The organism is Streptomyces sp. NPDC005962, from assembly GCF_040629205.1.
GTDB lineage: Bacteria > Actinomycetota > Actinomycetes > Streptomycetales > Streptomycetaceae > Streptomyces.
In genome coordinates this window covers 1-20,412 of sequence record NZ_JBEXVE010000022.1, presented here as the reverse complement: position 1 = coordinate 20,412, position 20,412 = coordinate 1, and the positions used below count along the sequence as shown (strand labels likewise).

Sequence of the window (20,412 nt, the reverse complement as noted above, 5' to 3'; positions counted from 1 at the left end):
CCAGCGGACGCCTCTGGTCAGTACCTGCACACGAAGAAGCGGGCTGTGGACTTCGAGTCCCAGCCCGCTTCATTCGCGATGGTGTCCGAGGACCGACACGCACCATACGTACACACCGCTCTTGCGCTCTTGAAGTGGTGGCCGAAGTCCAGAGCGTCGTAGGTCTGGCTGACAGGGCTGCCCCAGGGGAGTTCCTTGGCCTGGTCGAGAGCGTCGAGGTCGTAGCCATACATCACCTTCTTGCGGTTCTGCGTATGACTGCCGTCGTCCGCCACGAACTTCGGGCCGCCCACAAGGCCGGAGATCGTGGTGGAGGCCTTGCGCTCGGCCTCCTGGAAGGCGGCGACCGAGGCGTTCACGTCGTCCCAGAGCTGCTGGTGACGGTCGACCTTGTCCTCGTCCTCGGTCCAGTCGTCATCGCCTTCGACGCTGGCGACGAACATGAAAGCATCCGCCTTGAGCCGCGCCAGGCGCTTGACCAGCGGGCGGATCTCGGAGGCGAGCGTGTCGAGCGCGTCGGCCACGCTGGTCGCGACGGCCTTGTGGGGGTTCACGTTTCTGAGCCCGGCCGCCGTCGACCCGGTGAACGTCTACTACCTCGCGCTCGGCCGGTACACGGTCTTCGGGCTCATGTCGGCGGCGGTGCCAGCGTCCCGGCGGGACAGACTCCGCGCCCCCGGTAACCGTGGCACAGATGTGTCCTGCCCATCGGGATCATCTCCATCGGACTGTTCCTCGTGAACGGCGGCGTCGACGCCTTACGGACGGAGGGCGACGGACGCGGACAACTCACCGCTGCCGGACTCGGGTTCGCCGCATGCCTGGCGTGGTCCTACTTCGTCATCGCCAACGGGATCACCATGCGACAGGTGGCCTCCGTCCCCGACAACAGCATCTGGACGGCCTGCATCGGCATCGGAGCCTTCTGCGGATCGCCGACCTTGCTGCCACTCGCCAAGCCTTCCGGCGGCACGTCGCCCTTCGCCGACGTCGGCGGTGGCCATTGAGGATCAGCAGCTTCAGCCAGGCAACGCTCTCCGACACCGGCTGGACACGCGCTTCGTCTGCCGCGACGCGTGTCAGTACCGCGCGTTCACCAGTCGCTGGTCACCCAGGCCGGAAACCGGGCCGCGGTGTACACATATTCGATTCCATGCTCTTCATTTAATGCGTTGACAGCGCTAACAGGCTTCCATCATTATTGCAGACCCAACGGTGCGGCTGAGGTGTCTGAGCCCACCTCAACTCCCGTGCGCCGCAAGAGGAGCAGAGCGATGTCCGACGAAATCGGCTCCACCCACACGTCCCTGCGGGACGTACTTCTCGGGCGCCTGTCCGAGTCCGGTCTGGCGCCTGAGGCCCGGGAGGTGCTGCGGGACCTCTTACCCGATGCCACGGTCGGAAGCGACGGGCGGACCCGCTCCCTCTATCTGCGGTCCATCACTGCCGCGGGATGGCGCGGCATCGGTCCCGCCACCACACTGGAGCTTCGCCCCGAACCAGGTCTGACGGTCATCGCTGGACGCAACGGCTCCGGAAAGTCGAGCCTCGCCGAAGCCGCCGAGATGGCGCTCACGGGTAGCAACTACCGCTGGCAGGACCGGACCCAGATCTGGAAGCAGGGCTGGCGCAACCTGCACGACCACGCCGACCCCCATGTATCCGTCGGGCTCTGCTCGGAGGGCACGAGCGCTCCGGTCACCGTCCGTCGGCGCTGGAGCGGCACGGGGCTGGACGACTGCCGTACCGAGGTCGAGGGGGCGGCATCCGCTCTGCACGAGGTCATCGATCCCGAACAGATATCGCTCTACCGCCCTTTCCTCCCCTACAGCGAGCTCGGGGCGATGATCAGCGGACCGCTCACCGCGCTCCATGACGCGCTCGCCCAGCTTCTGGGTCTGGAGTTGCTCAGCGACACGGACAAGAAGGCGCGTACCCTGCTGAAGTCGCTCAACGACGAAGTGACGGCGTCCACGACACTCACCGCCACCGTCGTGCACGAACTGTCCGAGCACGACGACCCGCGTGCCGCGGAAGCGGGCGCCGCGCTCGGTGGCCGCCGGCCCGACCGTGCGCCTGCTCCTCAAGGGAAACGCCGTCGCCGATGACACCGCGCTCGCCCGGCTGCGCCGTCTGGCCGCTCTGCCCGCACCCGACCGGCAGGCAGTCGCCGCCGCCGTGGCCCGGCTCCGGAAGGCCGCCGCTGACGCCGAGGATGTGCGGTACAGCTCCGCGGAGGACGCACGGCAGCTGATCGAGTTGCTGGAAAAGGCGCTGGACTATCGCCGCCGCCACACCGACACCGCCGAGTGCCCCGTGTGCGGCAGCGCCGACCGTCTCGACAGGACCTGGGCGGTCGGGGCTCGCGAGCAGGTCGAGCGCCTGCAGGCGGAAGCGGCCCAGGCGCAGGCCGCGCGCCGGGAGCTGGCGGCCGCTGTGCGGGACGTCCATGACGCGGTCCATCCCGTCCCGGAGTGGCTTCAGGGCGACGAGCCGTCGCTCGCCGCCCTCTGGCGCGACTGGGCCGCGTGCCGTGCCGTGCCGTGTCCGAGCCGCGGGAACTGGCGGACCGGGCCGAGCGGGCCGAGGCCGTGCTCGGCGATGCCTGCCACCAGGTGGGAGAGGACGCCACACGGCGTCTCGACGAGCAGGACGGCCGGTGGCAGACCGTCGCCGGACGCCTCACCGAGTGGCTGCGGCACGCCGAGGCCGCCGAGCGTGCGCAGCCCCGCATCAAGCAGGTCAAGGCCGCGCGTGCGTGGCTGAGGAAGTTCACCGACGAGCTTCGTGAAGCACGGCTGAAGCCGATCGCCGACCAGTCGCAGATGGTCTGGAAGCTGCTGTGTGAGCGCAGTAGCGTCTCGCTCGGTTCGGTCGGTCTCACTGGCACGGCCACCGCGCGCAAGGTAGTGCTCGACGTCTCGGTGGACGCCGTGGACGCACCCGCCTTCGGCGTCATGAGCCAGGGCGAGTTGCATTCGCTGGCGCTGTCGCTTTTCGTGCCACGGGCCACCCACAAGAGCAGCCCCTTCAAGTTTCTGGTGATCGACGACCCCGTCCAGTCCATGGACCCGGAGAAGGTCGACGGTCTGGCCAGGGTTTTGGACTTCTACGCTCAGCACCGGCAGGTCGTCGTCTTCACGCATGACACCCGGCTCGAAGAGGCCATCCGCCGCCTCGGCATCGCGGCGACGGTCCAACAGGTCTCCCGCCAGACCGACTCCGTCGTCCGGGTCGTCCCGGTCAGTGACCCGGTGACCCAGGCTCTGGACGAGGCGCGAGCCATCTCGCTCGACGAGCACCTGCCCGACGACGTGGCGGACCGGGTGCTTCCCGCGATGTGCCGCGTGGTTCTGGAGGCGGCCTTTCTGACCGTGGCCCGCCGCACCCTGCGCGTCGCGGAGGTCAGTTGGCGCGACGCCGAGGACAGGATCGCGAAGGCCGGCCCTCTCACCGGACTCGCCGCGCTCGCTCTGACGGTGAAGCAGGACGCGGTTCTCGACGCCATTGCCCATGACCACGGCACCTGGGCGAAGGACCTGATCCAGCAGTGCAACGCGGCGTCCCACCAGAAGCCCGCGCACGTGACCGACCGCAAGGACCTGATCCGTCGAACCGAGCGGCTCGCGAAGGCGGTGCTGGCCCGGTGACGCTTCCCACCAGCAGCCTCCTCGGCGCCGCCGACCGGCTGCTCAACCCGCCGCCGGACACTGCCTCCACCCTCACCCCCGGACTTCGGTCCCGTGCCGCGGCGGTGCTGCTCCGGCTGGCCTTGGACGAGACACTCGACGCGTTCTGGGGCGGCGTCAGCCCGGCCATGACCCGCAATGGACGCAGCAGAATGCTCTGCCTCCAGTGGTACGTCAGGCCGTCGGTCGCCCGGCGATGGCACACCACGTGGTCTGCGCTCAGCGCCGCCTGCCACCACCACACCTACGAACTCCCGCCCACGCCGTCCGAAGTACGGGCCTGGCATCAGGACGTGGCAGAGCTGTTGCGCGTGTTGCCCTCCGCCCGAATATGAGCCCGGCCCCGAGGACCTACACCCCGAAGAGGTACCGCCATGGAGACCCGTCGCTACCGCATGGTGGTTGCCAGCGGACTCGACTACGTCACGACCGGCGCGCGGGTCGACCAGCAACTGCATGACTGGTTGGAGCGACCACCGAAGGCTTACGACATCCACGCCTTCGCCGAGGGACGTAACGAGATAGCCCGCGGGGTGACCCTCGACCATGACGCCACCACTGCGGCCGCCGGAGTTTACGGACGCTGGCGTCTGCGGGAGAAGACACCCAACGGGACGTGGCAGACCACGGTGGTGGTCCGGCAGGTCGCGGACGGCCCTATCTGGGTCCAGCTGGACGTCGAGCACTTGCCGGACGATCCCGACGTCGTGCCCGATGCGGCGAAGACGCCACGCCTGGCGAAGAGTCTGCTCGAGGTACTGGACGCGCGCGACAGCCTCGCGGACGTGACTGCGATGCCTCAGGTCGTCGAAGGAGACGACATCGACGCGGTCATCGACGAACTGTGCGACGGGGCCCGGCGTCTGCCGATCGTCGTGGCGAGCACTCCTCATGGCGTCGACTTCGACACGTGGCTGGAGCAGACGGTCGATCCTCTGGTCCGTCCGCTGGCCGGCATCGCCGTCCTCTACGTCCTCACCCCAGATGCGGAGGCACGCTTCAACCGCAGGTTGGAGTACCACCGCGTCTATGGAGGTGGCGTCCGCACCTACCTGCCCGGGGTGGACCCGGCATGGTCGGCGGACGGCCAGAGGCACCGCGTGATGTCGCGGCGCCTCATCACCGAGAAGCCACACCACGCCCGCAGGATCCTGGCCCAGCTCCCACAGAACCTGGCTGCCCGCCTGCCGCTCCCGGCCGCACTCGACTCGGTGCCGGTCATGCGGACCCGGACCAGGGATGGGGTGGGGAGCACCGAGCTGGGGCGGCTGCGGGACGAGAACAACGCGCTTCACGAGATCTTGGAGGAGGCGGGGAGGGAGCAGCGGGTCCGTGCCGACGAGATCCGTGATCTGAAGCAGGAGTTGAGCAAGGCCGGCGACAACGAGACGCAGTTCATCATCGATTACGACGACCAGTACCGGGAGCTCCACAGGGCCAAGGCCCAGGTGCTGGCGCTTCAGAGGCGGCTGGCCACGTTCATCGCGGCCGAGGAGGCCTACGCCGTCCCCGGGGAATCCGACGACGACCCCGCAACCTTCGAGGAGCTGCTCGTCCGGCTCGACGACATGCCCCACCTGCACTTCACCGGCATCCGCAAGTTCACGCTCGAGCTGGACGACCAGGCCTACGGCTCGTCCTGGGTTCGGATGGCTTGGGACGCCGTGCTGGCACTGCGGGACTTCGCCGACGCGGCCGCCGAGGGCAGAACATTTTGCGACTTCAAGCAGTGGTGCGGCGATGCGCCCAGCGGCGTGCACACCATCTCACCTCGCAAGATCGTCCGTGATGAGTCGAAGAGCGTGAAGGCCAAAGCCGCATGGCGCAGAGAACGGACCTTCCCCGTGCCCGAGCAGGTGCATGCGGGAGGAGAGATCTTCATGGGCGCCCATGTGCGCATCGGTGGGGGCAATACGGTCGCGCCCCGCCTCCACTATTACGACGGTCACTGCGCTGATCACGGGACATTCATCGGTTACATCGGCCCTCACCTGACCAATACCCTCACATGAGCGTCCGTCCAGGCACGGTGCGGCCCATGCCCGGCCCGCCTGGAGAGGCACAGCAATGGGGCGTTGGTGAGCCGGAATGGAGCCGAGGAGTGGGCGTGAGCGAGGAACACACGGGACAGCCTGCGGCTATACGGTCTCCGGAGTTCCAGTTACGTATGCCGAACGGTGGGCCGCTGGCGAGAGGACGGCTGCTGCCTCAGCAGGGGACGAACGGGAGCCAGAGGTTCCTCGTTCTGGCGGGTTCCCCCGCCCGGTCCGAGGTCGTTCCTTCTTTCCCGCTTCGTATGCCGTCATCCCATCGCCTGAGGGAGCGGCTCATCGGCGAAGGCGCCATCAGCCAGTCGGCCACGTGGCCGCGCCAGCTGGAGACCACGCGGGACATCGAGTGCAACTCGCCGTCAGCCGCAGCCGAGATTCTGCTGGGGCGTAGCGCCAACGGCTGGGTGGAGTGGAAGACCGCCGAAGGCCACCCGCTGACCGACTTCCTCAACCACGTGGGATGGGGCCCCAAGCGAACCTGGCTGGTGCGCGGGTCGAACGTCTCCGGTCTCGACCTCGTCCAGAGTATGTGGCTGCCTGCGGAGCGCATCTCGCTCGCCGCCACCCGGCTGAGACAAGGCGTCCAGCAAGGGATCGCCAAGGACTCGCTGCGGACGATGGTCGAGGAGGACTACGAATCAACAGCCACGTACAGTCAGAAACTGGAGCTGGTGGAGGGGCTGCACGCCTTCTTGTGCCGGATGAAGCCAGGTGACACCGTGTGTACGATCTCCGGCGGCCGGTTGTACGCGGGTGAGATCGCCGGTCCTGTTGAGCAGGTGGAGTCCGAGGACGGACGGTCCAATGTCCGTCGGCCCGTCGAGTGGAAGGCCATCGGCTACGCCTACGACGAACTGCCGGAGACTCTTCAGCAGAAGCTGTCCGTCCAGCACGACGTCGTCGACCTCACCTCGGTACAGGCCCTCATCGAAGGACTCGGCCGGAGCGACGAGGAGCTGGCCGAGGAGGCCGAGGCGATTGAGCGCGACCCGAGCGCGGAGATCCCGGCGATCACCGCCCGGCGTGAGCTGGAGCTGCCGGAGCCGACGGACGAGCTGGCCGCCGAACTCCTCGTGCATGAGGCGGCCTGGCTGCGGGAGGTGCGTGATCTGCTCTGGGACGAGCGCCAGTTGGTCCTGTACGGGCCGCCGAGCACGGGCAAGACCTACCTCGCGCTGAAGCTCGCGGAGTTCCTCGGCAGTGGGCCCGAGCAGGTGAAGCTGGTGCAGTTCCACCCCTCGTACGCGTACGAGGACTTCTTCGAGGGGTTCCGTCCGCAGGAGGACCCCGAGACACGGGAGGTCGCCTTCCGGCTGACGGCCGGGCCGCTGCGGGAGCTGGCCGACCTCGCCTCGCGCGAGGGCAGCCGGCACATCCCGCACTTCCTGATCATCGACGAGATCAACCGCGCCAACCTGGCGAAGGTCTTCGGTGAGCTGTACTTCCTTCTCGAATACCGGAACAAGTCCGTGCGGCTCACCTACTCCGGCGACGACTTCGCACTCCCGCCGAACCTCTTCGTGATCGGCACGATGAACACCGCCGACCGGTCCATCGCCCTCGTGGACGCGGCGATGCGGCGGCGGTTCGCCTTCGTGGAGCTGTCGCCGCGAACCGAGCCGACGAGCGGGCTGCTGCGACGCTGGCTGGCCAGGGAGGGCAGGGACTCCGAGCCCGCCGATCTGCTGGACGCGCTCAACTCCCGCATCGACGAACCCGACTTCCGGATCGGCCCCTCGTACCTGATGAAGAAGGGCGTCCACCGCGAGGGTGGCCTGGAGCGGACATGGCGGACGAAGATCCTTCCGCTGCTGGAGGAACACCACTACGGGGAGGACATCGACATCGAGAAGCGGTACGGGCTCGCTGTGCTGCGGGAGTCGCTGGGGTGAGCTCCGCTGTGAACCCCGGGATGAACCCCGCGGTGAATCCGGCAGGGGACCCCGCGGAGCCCGCCACCGTCGAGCTCGTCGAGCACGCGCCGGCCCGTTCCGTACCGCTGCCGGGCGCTGTCGGCCGGGCGCTCGCCGCCGCCCGCATCGTGGACGCCGCCCCCGACCCGTACGCGCCGGGACACTGGTCGCTGCGGGCGGGCAGCAAGGTCGGGGCAGTCGCCGTCGCCGGGCCGGGTGGCGGCCGGCCGTTCACCGTCCGCGTCACGCCCAAGGTACCCATCGCCCGCCTCTTCTTCCTGCTCGGCTACAGCCTCGACCCACGCGGCGGCTGGCACGACGGAGAGGTGGCGGTGGCGGACCACCAGGGTCTGCTGCCCGCGATCGCGCACGCCGTGGAACGTCAGGTGGACCGGGCACTGCGGCAGGGCCTCCTGCAGGGCTACCGGGCGACGGAGGAGACCGCCCTCGTCGTACGCGGCCGGATCCGGGAGGCCGAGCAGATCCGCCGCCACTTCGGCGCGACGTTGCCCGTGGAGGTGGCGTACGACGAGTTCACCACGGACATCGCGGAGAACCGCATTCTGCGCACGGCCGTGGACCGCCTGCTGCGCCTGCCCGGCGTACCGCGTGACGTGCGCCGCAGGCTTCTGCACCAACGCGCCCGCCTCGCGGACGTCACCGCGATCGTGCGCGGCGGGCCGCTCCCCGACTGGCATGCCACCCGGCTCAACTCCCGCTACCACCATGCCCTGCACCTCGCCCGTGTCGTCCTGGACGGCGCGTCCGCCGAGCACACACCGGGCGGACTGCACATCGACGGGTTCCTGTTCGACATGAACAAGCTCTTCGAGGACTTCGTGACGGTCGCCCTGCGGGAGGCGTTCCGCGGCTCGGGCCGCACGGCCCGCCTCCAGGACCCGCACCACCTCGACGAGGCGTCCGCGATCCGCATGAAGCCGGACTTCGTGCTGTACGGGGCGGACGGCAGCCCGTCGGCGGTGGTGGACGCCAAGTACAAGTCGGAGCAGCGGGAGGGCTATCCGGACGCCGACCTGTACCAGATGCTGGCCTACTGCACGGCCCTGGGACTCCGGGAGGGGCATCTGGTGTACGCGAAGGGCCATGCCCCACATGCCGCGCACCGGGTGCGGCATGCGGGCATCGTCATCCATCAGCACGCCCTCGGCCTGGACCAGGAACCGGCCGGGCTGCTCACGGACATCGCGGCCGTGGCCCGGCGGATGGACACCACCCTGCGCGTCTGATCGACTGCGGAGTGTCCGTTCAGGGGTGGGGAGGTCGTTCCTGCCGCACGCACACGACCCGCGGATGCCGACCATCCGCATCAACGACTTCTGGCGCGGCCGCGAGCGAGCAGCTCACTCCCGCCCTGGAGAAGGCCGCCGCCAAGGCCCCTTCGCTGCTGTTCGCGAAGTACTCCGACACGGTGCTGCGCGAGCTGGACTTCGACGATCAAGTGGTGCGGGCGGTGCGGACCATCATCGACAAGCCGCAGTGGGAAGCCTTTGGCACGTTGCCGCCGGAGGATCAGTTCGAGGCCCTGCAGTACCTCGCCGAGGGGTTCAGCGCCGGACACGTCGGGAGTGCGGCTCGCCACCCTGCACGCCATGAAGGGCCTTGAGTTCGTTCGTACCGCACCGCTCCGCATAGCCGGATTACTCGCCCTTGCCATCCTCGGGAACGAGCGTGCCACTGCCCAGCCCGTCCCTGGCGAGCGCTGCCGCATCCCGGCTCAGCTCCGCCAGCCTCCGCGTACGCTCCTCGAACTCCTGGAGCGCACGGAAGGCGGCGCCGTAGCGGCGCTGGTCGGCGATGTCCATCTGCGGGATACGGGTGCCCCGGCCGTCGAGGCGGAAGGTGCCGCTGGCGCTTGTGGAGCGGCGGTTGTTCGCCGCGCTGCGCAGGAAGCCCCGCAGATAGTCGGCGTCGAGCTGCTCAGCCACCGAGACCGGTTCCGGGTCGCCGTACTCGACGAGTCCGGCGCGGGCGAGCTCTGCGACACTGACCGTGGGCCCGTCCAGAGAAGTTGGACCGTCGCCCGCGGTCAGCGTCGGCAGGAGCTTCGCAATCCCCTGTAGCTGCTGCGCCAACTCCTGCCGCAGTGATCGGTATTCAGCGGCGAGATCGCGGTGCGACTCCCCGACGTGGCGGGCGGGCGTGAGGTCTACCGCGTCATCGAGCAGATCGATGAGCGGCATGTCCACGACCTGTCCAGGGCCGGGCTCCAAGGAATCGTCCGGGTCACCCGCAGTCAGATCGGCCAGGCGTACGGACGTGGCAGCGTCACCGGGCGACGAGGGTCGGCGCAGTTGCCAGAGGTGGACGGGGAGGGAGTGGGAAGCCGAGGTTCCGGGCGGCAGAGCGATGACGTGCGTGAGGATGCCACGCCGTACGAGCGCCGCGCGGATGCGGCGGCCGGCCTTGCGGTAGGCAACCGAAGCGGGCATGACCATGAGAACGCGACCGCCGGGGGCCGTGTGGGCGTAGGCGTGCTGAAGCCAGGCGAGTTCGCCCTCGGCACGCGACGGGGTACCGAGTTCCCAACGGGAGTCGAGAAGCAGCTCCGCTCGTCCCCAGTCGGTGACACCCACCGGGGGGTCACAGACGACGAGTTCGGCTTTGAGGTCCGCCCATTGATCGTCGCGCAGAGAGTCGCCCGTGGCGATGGTGACACCCGTACGGCCCGTCAGGTCAGCGCGCATCTGCGCGACATCCGCGCTGCGCGGGTCCGATTCCTGCCCGTACCGCTTCCCCGCGCCCTCGGGAGCGACGGCGAGGAGGAGCGTGCCGATACCGCAGGCCGGGTCGAAGACGGTCGCGTTGCTCGTCACCTCGCCGGCGAAGTGGCACACGGCACGGACCACACGAGGCGAGGTGACCTGGTCCGAGCCGGCCCGGCGCACCGAGTCGGTGAAGCGCTCGCCGAGAGCGTCGGCCACCTCGCCCACGGAGGTGCTCGCAGCCATGTTCCGCGCCAGCAGGGCGGCCCTCTCCGGAAGCTCGTGCGCCTGCCCCCTTTCGGCAAGCAGGCGGAGAACATCGGCGATTCCGCCGATGATCTCGTCGCCGTAGGCTCCGCGCAGCACTTGCCAGAGCTGGACCTCCTCGGAGACTCCCTGCCCCTTGCGCTGTCGGTCCAGCCACACCTCCACATCCGGCAGAGCGAACAGAGGGCTGTTCGCACCGCCACCGGCAGGCGCGGGGAAGTCGTCGTAGCGCCGCCTCCAGTTGGAGACCGCGGCGCGAGTGACCCCTGCGAGCCGGGCGATCTCTGAGCCGGTGACCAGGAGATTGGCCGTGGGGGCGGCGTCTTCTTTCATACCACCCAAACGTACACGGAGCACCAGACTACTGCCAGCAAAACAGAATGTTGACGTTGTACACAAGCCGCATTGCAGGCACATCTGCAAGCTTTGCCGAATACACCATGCACACCGCACTCAGGGGACGGGCCCCGGCAGCGCGCCGCAGAAACGTAGGGATCCGCTTGCGCCCGCCTCGCAGTCCGCCGTCGCGGTCTCTTGATGCCCGGGAGCCGGGCCCTGGCCGAGGTGTCCTTTCAACACGATGTCCCGGGCCTGTTCCAGGGCCTCGCGGGCGTCGTCCTCGATGACGCCCTGTGCGGCGCGCTGGACTCGTTTGCCGGGTAGTACGTAGACGCTCTCGTGGGTGCCAGGGGTGTGCTGCAGCGGGCGGCCTTCGCGGGCGGCCGTGGTCCTGCGCGTCGCTGGAACGGCGAACCGCCGAGCCGGTGGCTCTCTGCCCAGTCGCTTCCAGTCGTCCTTCACGCTGCCCGACAGCTCGCTGCGGGCGAAACGCCAGAGGGGATGAGCGTTGATGACCAGGTTGGCGTGCTCGCCGCTCTGCTGGACATGTACCAGCGGGCATCTGAAAACGCCGTCAAGGTCTCTGCCTGGGCGCAGTGACACGGAAGGTGCCGGGGATCAGCTTCGTCGGCCGGTGGCGGGGCGGAAGTCGGGCATGTCAACGCCCACGAGAAGGGCGGCCACTTCGTGCAGTACGAAAACACCGAAGTCTTCGTGACCGACCTCCGGGCAACCTTCCGGAAACTCCGCTGACCCTGCAACCACGCCCCGGCACTGACCGCCGGGCAGCCTCAAGACCCGGCCGCGCCTCGGCCATTCGCGTCAAGCGCCCGCCGCGCCTCGGCTGCGCGGGCCGAGCGCACGAAAGCGGTGACGGCCGGACGGGACGCCCCCTCGGGCCACGCCAGGGCAAGACGCGTGGGCAGCAGGTCCGACACCGGCACTGCGGCCACCTCGGAGGAGATCCGTTCGGCAGCCCCCGAACCCACAACGGTGACCAGCCGCCCGAGCACGACCCGGTCGACGATCTCGTCGAGCCCGACCGGCGGGCACTCGGGCGCGAAGTTCGCGTCCTGGCCGAGATCGGCGACCGTCACCATGGTGCGCCGGGCCAGTGGATGGTCACGCGGGACCAGCGCGAAGGGCGCCTCCTCAGTCAGGTCGGCGGTCCGCAGCCCGGTGAGGTCGTCGCTGCCGAGGCACAGCAGCGCAATATCGGCCGTGCCATCTCTGAGGGCGGCCAGGAGGTCATGCGTGAAGACGACATCGTGACCGCCAACCTCGAAGGAGCGGACCAGATCCGCGATCAGCCCGGACGCGGTGCCGGGACGTACCGCCATCACCAGCCGCCCGGGCTGCTCCATGCGCCGGGTTCGCCGCACGGCCGCGTCGAGCGAGTCGAGCAGCCGTCGGCTTTCGCCCAAGAACACGGCACCCGCGTCGGTGAGCGCAACACGGCGGCTGGTGCGCTCCAGCAGCCGCACTCCCATGCGGCGCTCCAGGCGGCTGATCGCACGCGACAGCGGGGGCTGGGCCATGCCCAGGCGCTCCGCGGCCTTTCCGAAGTGCAGCTCCTCGGCGACCGCGACGAAATAGTCGAGTTCGCGGGTCTCCAGACGATCCATACCTTCAGGGTATCGACCCTTGCCGGAACCCTCATAGCTCGCGCCCGTTCTCGGTGGTCCACTCGAAACAGGAACACGACCCGCATCAGGAACACGAAAGGAACGTGCGAACCATGAGCGACGAGCGCAAGGTCCAGGAGGTCCTGGCACGCTATGTCCGCGCCGCCGACCGACGCGACGGCAAGAGCCAGGGCGCCCTCTTCACCGAGGACGCGACCGTGCACGTCTTCGTCAAGACCGGCCAGGACGTCTACGAGCAGGTCGGCGAGCCGATCATCGGCGGTTCGGGGGTGGCGTACGCGGTCGACAACTTCATGGCGCCGCACCCCGAGGGTGGTTCCAGTCACCACGTCACTGCGGACCACCTCATCGAGGTCGACGGCGACCGGGCGCACATGAACGCCCACTTCGTGGTCTTCGAGGTCCGCGCCAATTCCCGCCCGGCAGGCGGCTGGCCCGAGGACGCCTTCGGAGCCCAGGGCACCATCCGGCCCATCGAGTCCGGCTACTACGACACCGACCTGCGCCGCGTCGACGGCGAGTGGAAGATCGTCCAGCACCGCGTCCTGCACGACATGCCGTACGCGATCCTGGAGGTCTGAACGTTGAAGGCCGTTGTGTACCGCCGTTACGGCGGCCCGGAAGCCCTTGAGCTCACCGAGTTGCCCGAGCCGAAGACTCACGTGGACTCGGTGCTGATCCGGGTCAAGGCCGCCGGGCTGAACCGCGCGGACGCCGCCATCCAAGCCGGGGCGCTGGACGGCGCCGTGGAAACGTTCTTCCCGGTGGTGCCCGGCTGGGACATCGCCGGTGTGGTGGAGCGGTCCGGGCCCGGAGCACCTGAGTTCGCGACGGGCGACGAGGTGATCGCGTACATCCGCAGCGATGTGCAGCGCGCGCACGGCGGCTTCGCCGAATTGGTCTCCGCGGACGTGCGCACCGTGGCGCACAAGCCGAGCACCATGTCCTTCACCGAAGCCGCAGGACTGCCGCTGGCCGCGCTCACCGCCTACCAGGGCGTGGTGCACGCACTCGCGGTGCAGCAGGGCGAAAACGTCCTCGTGCACGGGGCTGCCGGCGGCGTAGGGTCCGTCGCCGTGCAGATCGCCCTGGCCCAGGGCGCCCGCGTCATCGGCGTGGGCTCTGCCGACGATCACGACTACCTACGCACGCTCGGTGCCCAAGCGGTCGCGTACGGCGAGAGCCTGACCGACCAGGTGCTCAGCCTGGTCCCGAACGGTGTGGACGCAGTGTTCGACGCGATCGGCGGCGGCGCCCTCGCCGCGTCGGCCGGGGCCGCACGGTCCGGTGGCAGGCTGGCCTCCATCGCCGAACCCGGCGTCCCCGGCTCCACGGACGTCTTCGCCCGTATGGACCGCGCCGACCTCACTGCGGTCACAGCACTGGCCGAGGCCAACCTGCTCACTGTACGTGTCGGCGCAGTCTTCCCCCTGGAGAAGGCCGCCGAGGCACAGCGCGCCTTCGCCACCGGGAACATCACCGGCAAGGTCGTCCTCGAGATCGGCTGAGCCACCGGCTGGGCTTGATCCGTTTTCGGCGGACATCTGAGATCAGGGGTTCGTCCCCGGGGGGGGTGTCCATCATCGAGGGCATGAGGAAGGAGCAGAACCGCCGGCTGCGGGAGGACGTGGAGGTCCTCAAGTGGGCCACGGCTTTCTTCGCGAAGGAGACCCGGTGACGGTGTACCCGTTTTCATCGAGGGTGACGGTGTACCCGTTCATCGAGGCGGAGAAGCGAGACGGTCACAACGTCAAGCGCGTGTGAACTGCTCAGAGTCTCCCGAGCCGCCTTCTACGCCCGCCGCAGTGGCAGGCGTAGGTTCGCAGACGGTCCGCGAGGCCGAGCTGACCGGGAAGATCGCCGAGGTGCTGCACGAGGACTCCCGTGGAACCTGCGGGGCCCCGCAGATCCACGCCGTCCTGCAACGCGAGGGCGAGGACTGCGGACGGAGCCGCGTCGCCCGACCAATGCGCCGCACCTCCGGGCTGCAGGGCCGACACCGCGGGCGACGGCAGTGACGACGATCCCCGAGGCCGGGCCGGGCCGCCGCCCGGCCCGGCCTCGTCGTCCGCTACTTCGCTCCCGGCCCGGCGGCCTCGACACTCGCTGCCGCGGTGACATCACCTATGTCCCCACCGACGAGGGCCGGCTCCATCTGGCCACCGTCATCGACATCGCCTCGCGCCGCGTGGTCGGCCGGGCAACAGCCGACCATCTGCGGACCGAACTGGTCGCGGACGCTCTCAGGTCCGCCTGCCGCCCGCCTGTTCATTTTCGCCACGAGCTCGATGAACAGGCCGCCGGTGATCTTCGTCTGGCGGACCTGGTACAGCGCAGCCGGCAGCGTGTAGCGGGACGTACCCGCGGGCCTGGTCGCCGATGGCCTCATCCCCGACGCCGTCGACCGGTTGAGGGCCCTCAGGCGCGACCGGCCACCGGACGCTCCGGCATCCATTTCCTTGAGGGCCCTCTGCAGCTCACCGGCCTCGTCAGCCGGACAGATCCTCCACGCGTGCGCGCAGCGCGGCGCCGTATCGGGAGTACTCCTGCGTGAGCTGGTCGAGTGTCGGGCTGAGTTCGGCGGCGACGGCGCCGAAGAACTCCTCGGAGCCGGTGAGCTCGGTGGTGCCGTCCGGCTGGGGGTGAGCACGAACGAGTGCCTGCCCAGGATCGCGTCGAGCGATCCGCCTTCCCAGACCAGCCGGTGGGGGGCCTGCACGTCGATGATCCTCAAGTGACGTCCTGCTGACCGGTGTCTCCGACCGAGCGGCGGCCCGGAATGTCCACCCCGGCCACGATCTGTTCGGGCTTCGCGTCGAGGGACAGAACCGGGTGCCACTGCGCGTACTGGTCGAACGCCACGAGCACGCGCCAGACGTCCTCCACCGGAGCGGGGATCCTGGTCACCGCGGTGGCAGTGGGGGCCTTCTTCACGATCGGCTCCTTCCGGTGCCGTCGGTTTCGGTCACGGCACCAGCACGATCCGGCCGCGCCGGCTGCCCCGGGTGAGCTGGGCGTGGGCTTCGGCGGCCTGCGACAGAGGGTAGATCTGCGCCACGCGCGGCGTCAGCACGCCGACCTCGGCGAGCGCGGAGAGGTACGAGAGGCGGGTCGCTTCGGGGCCGGCGGTCGTGTGTCGTACCACCACGCCCCGCTGCGGGGCCGGCAGCACGTCGCCCCTCACGCTCACGAAGACGCCGCCGTCGCGGACAGCCGCCAGCGCAGGGGCGCCCAGCGCCGCCGCGTCGAGCACGCCGTCCACGCCTTCGGGCACGAACCGGCGCACCGCCTCACTCGGTTCGTCGTCGCGCGACACGAACCAGGTGGCGCCACGACCGCGGAGAAACTCCTCGTCCTCGGGCCGGCCCTGCGCGACGATCCGCACGCCTTGCGTTCTGGCCAACTCGACGGCGTAGCCGCCAACGGCCCCGGCGGCGCCCGTGACCAGCAAAGTGTCGCGGGGGCGCAGCGGGAGGTGGTCCAGGGCCAGTGAGGCGGTCATCGCGTTGAGGGGGATCGTCGCCGCGAGCGTCAGGTCCATGCCGTGCGGGGCGGGTGCGAGGGAACCCAGGTCGGTCACGAGGTACTCGGCCTGGGCCTTCGTCGGGCGCAGCACCGTGGCGTCGAACGCGATCACCGGGGTTCCGACGGACAGCGGGACGCCCGGACCGACCGCGTCGATCGTCCCGGCGGCGTCCAGCCCCAGACCGGCGTACTCCATGCCCTCCGGCTGCGCGAAGACCCCGGCCCACACAGCGGCGTCGGCGGGATTGAGCGCGGCGGCCGCGACCTTGATGCGGACCTCCAGGGGACCTGGTTCCGGGAGGGGGACCTCCAAGACCTCGACAGCCTCGGGTCCACCGGCCTTCTTCACGACTGCTGCGCGCATGATCTTCGCTCTTCCCTTTGCACATTCGAACGTCAGGAACGCCACGAACGCTAGGCAAGTTACGATCGATTCGTAAGTAGGCACTTTAAAGTGCGTTACGCCCCTGGTCGGGCAGCTGACCACCAAGGTGAAGTCGGCACGCCGGGCCGAGCCCGGAACGAATGAGTCCCCGCCGTTCGGGCGCAGGAGCACAGCCCGCGGGGGGGGGCTTGCGTTGTCGTTACTGGCCGGCCTGCCGGGTGTCGTAGCGTGCCCGCGCCGCGTCGACCTCATCGGTCTTGTCGGCGGCCCAGTCGCGTACCTGGGACAGCAGGCCGTACAGACCCTGCCCGAGCGGGGTCAACTCGTAGTCGACCCGTACCGGCACAGTCGGTGTGACCGTCCGCTTCACCATGCCGTCGCGCTCGAGCATGCGCAGGGTCTGGGTGAGCATCTTCTGGCTGACGCCCGGTATCTCGCGGCTGATGTGGCTGTACCGCATCGGATCACCGTGGGACCCGAGGGTGCACATCGTCAGGCTGACCCACCGGTTGCTGATCGTCGAGAGCAACGCCACCGCGGGACAGTCACGCATGTACGCCTCGTACGTGCCCGGCTCAATTCGGCGGGCCGACTTCGTCGTGGTGGCCATCCATCTCTCCCGTCAGGAGCGCAACGCACTTCAAAGTGCCTACTTACCAATTGATCGTAACGCACCTAGCGTGCGTGGTGTTCGCATCACGGTGACCAGCACCCGCGGCACCCGGCACGGATGTCCGGGACATTGCCCGTCCTGGTCGACCGCTCGCCACAGGTACCGGCGCTCACCGTTGACCTTGACCTTGGTGAAGGCTTCGTCCAGGTGCCGTTTGTCCCCAACCCGCGCCCGGCGGCGCCGCAGCTCGCGGGCAGAGAACGGACCGAACCTCGCACACCACTGCCGGACCGTCTCGTACGAGACGACCACGCCGCGCGCGAGCATCGAAGATCGTCCCAGGGCCCATGCCTGCCGGCCGAGTCGACAGTGCCTGCGCGTGCGCCCGCGGGCCGGTCAGCCCGTCGGCGTCGCGCGTACCGGCGCGGGCGGGGCCAGGAGCTGATGGATGCCCAGATCGAGGGCCGCTTCGAGGTGTGTCAGGGAGCCGGTGGACATCATGATCAAGACGCCGCCTTGGATGCCGGCCAGCAGGGCGGCCGCGGCACGGTCGGCGTCGAGGCTGAGCGGGATCTCGCGCTGGTCCTGCATGGCCCGGATACCGGCCGTGATCTGGGCCTGCCACGAGGAGATCAGTTGTCTGGTGACGGCCTGCGTGCCGGGCGTGGCGGGTGTCAGCTGCGACATGAGCGCGCTGAGCGGGCACTGCTGCCCCTGTCTGCGGTAGCGGTCGACGACAGCGTCCCGCCAGTTGCGCCAGGCCTGCCAAGAGGTGAGCTCACCGAGGTGGGGTTGCTGGTCGGACAGGACGCGGTCGGCCTCGTGCCGGGCCACGGCGAACAGGAGCCCCTCCTTACCGCTGGGGAAGTAGTGGAAGAGCTGACTCTTGCTGGTGGCCGTGCGGGCGCGGATGTCGTCCAGGGTCGTCTCGGCCACGCCGCGCTCGCGGATCTCCTCCGCAGCTCCTTCGATGATGCGTTGCCTGGTGGCCGCACCCTTGGGGGTCAGTCGTGGCGCCATGCCGCCACCCTGCCACATTCTGGACTTGAAGGTCCATTTTTTGGGTGGCAGATTTGCCGTTCCCAGCCGGTTCGGTACAGACCGGTTCAGTACAGAGAGGCACGGCATCATGGCCCAGCGACTCACCGGGCGGACGGCCCTGGTCACCGGCTCCACCACGGGCATCGGCGCCGCCATCGCGGCAGCCCTGGCTGCCGAAGGCGCGTTCGTCGTCGTCAGCGGACGCGACGAGCGTCGCGGCGCAGAGGTAGTGGCGCGCATCGAGAAGGGCGGCGGTGCGGCGAGCTTCGTCAAGGCGGATCTGTCCGCGGGCGCCGATGTGATCGGCCGCTTCGCCACCGACGCGGTCGCCGCGGCCGACGGGCGGATCGACGTGCTCGTCAACAACGCGGCGCTCCTGCTCGCGCCGACTCCTACTGCCGAGGTTGCGCAGGAGACCATCGACGAGGCGCTGGCCGTGAGCGTGCGGTCGATGTTCCTCCTCACCGGCCTGCTGGTACCGCCCATGGCCGAGCGCGGCCACGGCGCCGTGGTCAACCTGGGGTCCATCAACGGCATGCGGGGCATGGCGCATTCGGCGCTCTACAGCATGACCAAGGCGGCCGTGCACTCGCTCACCGCGTCGTGGGCCGCGGAGTACGGGCCGCACGGCGTCCGGGTCAACACCGTCGCTCCCGGCCCCACGCTGACGGAGAAGGTGGCGGCGATGGAGGAGCACCTGGCCCCGATGATCGCGGGCCTGCCCTCCCGCCGCGCCGGTACCCCGGCGGAGGTGGCCGCCGCGGTCGTGTTCCTGGCGAGCGACGAGGCGTCCCAGATTCACGGCGCCACCCTCACCGTCGACGGCGGATTCACCGCGGTGTAGTGGCGCGGCGCTGCGGCGGGGAGGGCCGCGACGGCGGCGCCGAGGTCACGGCTGGTGAAGCGGTGTGTCGGTGCCCACCCGGCTGATCAAGTCGGTCGATCGCTGAGACCCAGAGCGCGGTGTCGAGTTCTCGACGTACGCGACGCCGACGGTGGTCGGCGAGATCAAGCATCGAGGCTTGTCCGGCCACGGGGATTGCGGTCGGCCCGGAACAGGTAGAGGCCCGCTTGATGGAGCAGCAGCGGGGGTTGCCCCAACTGCTCCGCGAGCGTGGCGGCCTGGGCCCCGGTGCCAGTCCCGGAAACCCGGTCGAGGAGTAGTTCGGTAGCCGCCTGGCTTGGGAGAACGCCCAGCGGCCACAGGCCCACCCAGGGCCCCCGCCCTCGTTGCTGAGGCACCGCGGTCCTCACCGTCGCGACCATCCAGCATCGCGTGGACGGTGGCGTGCCTGGCCCGGATGCGGTTGGCGAACCGGTCGCTCTTCCAGGGCGAGGCCGGGGCCTCCTCGGACGGTTTCGGCTCGTTGGCCTCCTCCTCGGCCGGTTCGGGTACCAGGATCCGGAGGCACTGGCGGTGGCGGGCGACGGACCGCTCGGCAGCCTCGCCGAGGTTGTTCACAAATGCCACCGGTCAGCGACCTGGATCGCTTGAGGCGCCCCGGCCGTGGCGCCTTCCGCGAAGAACGGAGCTCGGTCCCGGCAGACGACCTCGACGCCGGGGCGCTTCGCCAGCCACGTGGCCAGACTGGATGCCTCCCGATCAGGCAGTAGGTCCACCGGCCGTCGGCTCTCGACATCGACCAGCACGGTGCCGTAGACGCGACCTTTGCGCGTGGCGTACTCATCGACGCCGACCACGCGCGGGGCCGGCAGATCCGGGTCAGGCAGCATGTCCACGAGCCGCAGCACGGTACTGCGGCTGACGGACACCCCGAAGACGCGGGCCATCCGCACGCCGGCCCGGCCGGCGAGCGCGAGACCGATCGTGGCCAGGGCCGAACGCAGGCCCTCGGTGCACCGACCGTATTTCCGGGTCAGCCCCGGCAACTGCTCGACGAACGTCCGCCGTCCCCATGAAGCGTCCGGGCAGAAGAACCGGCGGACCCGCAGACACAAGACGACCCGCCGCCCTGCGCTGGGCACATCAGCAGGGGCCGCCTGGGCGTCAGCTGTTACTCACCGTGCGCACTTCACGGAAATTGCGCCAGAACCGAAACTCGTCGACAAGCGCTGTTGCTGAACGTGAACGAAGCCAGCCCTCAGCGCTGTTGCTTCTTGAACGCGCGGTACTCCCGCCACAGGATCTGCACGGCTGCTGGAGTGGGCGGGCTCACGTCCTTCAGCAGAAGACTGTCCCTGTTGGCCCTTACAGCCTGA

General features: G+C 69.3%; 20 protein-coding genes and 4 pseudogenes. 15 read left to right on the top strand and 9 right to left on the bottom strand.

Translation table 11 applies throughout. The features are described 5' to 3' along the window. Positions 1–17: 17 nt before the first annotated feature. Positions 18–554 (bottom strand): hypothetical protein, encoded by a 537-nt coding sequence (locus ABZ370_RS29915; protein WP_358626753.1) that lies wholly within the window; start codon positions 552–554, stop codon positions 18–20. A 183-nt stretch (positions 555–737) separates the two neighbouring features. Here ABZ370_RS29915 and ABZ370_RS29910 point away from each other — a divergent pair, with 183 nt between their 5' ends. The 8 genes and pseudogenes from ABZ370_RS29910 to ABZ370_RS29875 all read left to right on the top strand — a co-directional run. Then, positions 738–1,007, top strand: a complete 270-nt coding sequence (locus ABZ370_RS29910) for a hypothetical protein (RefSeq protein ID WP_358626751.1) — start codon at positions 738–740, stop codon at positions 1,005–1,007. Positions 1,008–1,274: 267 nt separating this feature from the next. Continuing rightward, positions 1,275–2,108 carry an ATP-binding protein gene (locus ABZ370_RS29905; protein ID WP_358626749.1) on the top strand — a complete coding sequence of 278 codons (834 nt, stop codon included), beginning with the start codon at positions 1,275–1,277 and terminating at the stop codon, positions 2,106–2,108. A 435-nt stretch (positions 2,109–2,543) separates the two neighbouring features. Further along, positions 2,544–3,650: a hypothetical protein gene (locus ABZ370_RS29900; protein WP_358626747.1), complete on the top strand. Its 1,107-nt coding sequence runs from the start codon at positions 2,544–2,546 to the stop codon at positions 3,648–3,650. After that, positions 3,647–4,024 (top strand): hypothetical protein, encoded by a 378-nt coding sequence (locus tag ABZ370_RS29895; RefSeq protein ID WP_358626745.1) that lies wholly within the window; start codon positions 3,647–3,649, stop codon positions 4,022–4,024. Before ABZ370_RS29900 ends, ABZ370_RS29895 begins: the two co-directional genes overlap by 4 nt. A gap of 39 nt (positions 4,025–4,063) precedes the next feature. Continuing rightward, entirely contained in the window at positions 4,064–5,701 is a 1,638-nt protein-coding gene (locus tag ABZ370_RS29890) for a hypothetical protein (protein WP_358626743.1), read from the top strand. A gap of 155 nt (positions 5,702–5,856) precedes the next feature. Beyond that, positions 5,857–7,632, top strand: coding sequence for a DUF4357 domain-containing protein (locus ABZ370_RS29885; protein ID WP_358626741.1), 1,776 nt, complete (start codon positions 5,857–5,859; stop codon positions 7,630–7,632). A gap of 20 nt (positions 7,633–7,652) precedes the next feature. Continuing rightward, complete coding sequence (locus ABZ370_RS29880; protein ID WP_358626946.1) at positions 7,653–8,900, top strand: restriction endonuclease; 1,248 nt, start codon at positions 7,653–7,655, stop codon at positions 8,898–8,900. Between the two features lie 101 nt (positions 8,901–9,001). Beyond that, positions 9,002–9,220 (top strand): annotated as a pseudogene (locus tag ABZ370_RS29875) (DNA helicase UvrD); the annotation flags it as partial. 91 nt (positions 9,221–9,311) lie between these two features. Here ABZ370_RS29875 and ABZ370_RS29870 read toward each other — a convergent pair. After that, on the bottom strand, positions 9,312–10,976 hold the full coding sequence (locus ABZ370_RS29870) for an N-6 DNA methylase (protein WP_358626739.1): 1,665 nt from the start codon (positions 10,974–10,976) through the stop codon (positions 9,312–9,314). Positions 10,977–11,180: 204 nt separating this feature from the next. On the opposite strand from ABZ370_RS29870, the gene ABZ370_RS29865 reads away from it, so the two are divergent. Next, positions 11,181–11,306: a hypothetical protein gene (locus tag ABZ370_RS29865; protein ID WP_358626737.1), complete on the top strand. Its 126-nt coding sequence runs from the start codon at positions 11,181–11,183 to the stop codon at positions 11,304–11,306. A gap of 467 nt (positions 11,307–11,773) precedes the next feature. Here ABZ370_RS29865 and ABZ370_RS29860 read toward each other — a convergent pair whose 3' ends face one another. Then, the gene (locus ABZ370_RS29860) at positions 11,774–12,607 is read right to left on the bottom strand and encodes a LysR family transcriptional regulator (RefSeq protein WP_358626735.1); all 834 of its coding nucleotides are present in this window, start codon (positions 12,605–12,607) and stop codon (positions 11,774–11,776) included. Between the two features lie 113 nt (positions 12,608–12,720). Here ABZ370_RS29860 and ABZ370_RS29855 point away from each other — a divergent pair, with 113 nt between their 5' ends. The 4 genes and pseudogenes from ABZ370_RS29855 to ABZ370_RS29840 all read left to right on the top strand — a co-directional run. After that, complete coding sequence (locus ABZ370_RS29855; RefSeq protein WP_358626733.1) at positions 12,721–13,209, top strand: nuclear transport factor 2 family protein; 489 nt, start codon at positions 12,721–12,723, stop codon at positions 13,207–13,209. Positions 13,210–13,212: 3 nt separating this feature from the next. After that, positions 13,213–14,136 (top strand): NADP-dependent oxidoreductase, encoded by a 924-nt coding sequence (locus ABZ370_RS29850; protein WP_358626731.1) that lies wholly within the window; start codon positions 13,213–13,215, stop codon positions 14,134–14,136. Positions 14,137–14,433: 297 nt separating this feature from the next. Beyond that, on the top strand, positions 14,434–14,646 hold the full coding sequence (locus ABZ370_RS29845) for an IS3 family transposase (RefSeq protein WP_358626729.1): 213 nt from the start codon (positions 14,434–14,436) through the stop codon (positions 14,644–14,646). Between the two features lie 95 nt (positions 14,647–14,741). Further along, positions 14,742–15,182 (top strand): annotated as a pseudogene (locus tag ABZ370_RS29840) (DDE-type integrase/transposase/recombinase); the annotation flags it as partial. Positions 15,183–15,358: 176 nt separating this feature from the next. Here the strand turns inward: ABZ370_RS29840 and ABZ370_RS29835 are convergent. The 5 genes and pseudogenes from ABZ370_RS29835 to ABZ370_RS29815 all read right to left on the bottom strand — a co-directional run bounded on the left by ABZ370_RS29835 (position 15,359) and on the right by ABZ370_RS29815 (position 18,171). Continuing rightward, positions 15,359–15,562 (bottom strand): SRPBCC family protein, encoded by a 204-nt coding sequence (locus tag ABZ370_RS29835; RefSeq protein ID WP_358626727.1) that lies wholly within the window; start codon positions 15,560–15,562, stop codon positions 15,359–15,361. A 31-nt stretch (positions 15,563–15,593) separates the two neighbouring features. After that, positions 15,594–16,517: a zinc-binding dehydrogenase gene (locus ABZ370_RS29830; RefSeq protein WP_358626725.1), complete on the bottom strand. Its 924-nt coding sequence runs from the start codon at positions 16,515–16,517 to the stop codon at positions 15,594–15,596. A gap of 220 nt (positions 16,518–16,737) precedes the next feature. Beyond that, positions 16,738–17,148, bottom strand: a complete 411-nt coding sequence (locus tag ABZ370_RS29825; protein WP_358626723.1) for a helix-turn-helix domain-containing protein — start codon at positions 17,146–17,148, stop codon at positions 16,738–16,740. 135 nt (positions 17,149–17,283) lie between these two features. Then, positions 17,284–17,478: pseudogene (locus tag ABZ370_RS29820) on the bottom strand (IS6 family transposase); the annotation flags it as partial. A gap of 69 nt (positions 17,479–17,547) precedes the next feature. Beyond that, a complete protein-coding gene (locus ABZ370_RS29815; protein ID WP_358626721.1) occupies positions 17,548–18,171 on the bottom strand; it encodes a TetR/AcrR family transcriptional regulator in 624 nt (207 codons plus the stop codon). 109 nt (positions 18,172–18,280) lie between these two features. On the opposite strand from ABZ370_RS29815, the gene ABZ370_RS29810 reads away from it, so the two are divergent. Both ABZ370_RS29810 and ABZ370_RS29805 read left to right on the top strand, forming a co-directional pair. Further along, positions 18,281–19,036, top strand: coding sequence for an SDR family oxidoreductase (locus ABZ370_RS29810; protein ID WP_358626719.1), 756 nt, complete (start codon positions 18,281–18,283; stop codon positions 19,034–19,036). An 82-nt stretch (positions 19,037–19,118) separates the two neighbouring features. Continuing rightward, positions 19,119–19,205, top strand: a pseudogene (locus tag ABZ370_RS29805) (sigma factor); the annotation flags it as partial. A 445-nt stretch (positions 19,206–19,650) separates the two neighbouring features. Here the strand turns inward: ABZ370_RS29805 and ABZ370_RS29800 are convergent. Next, a complete protein-coding gene (locus ABZ370_RS29800; RefSeq protein ID WP_358626717.1) occupies positions 19,651–20,178 on the bottom strand; it encodes an ISL3 family transposase in 528 nt (175 codons plus the stop codon). Positions 20,179–20,412: the final 234 nt, after the last annotated feature.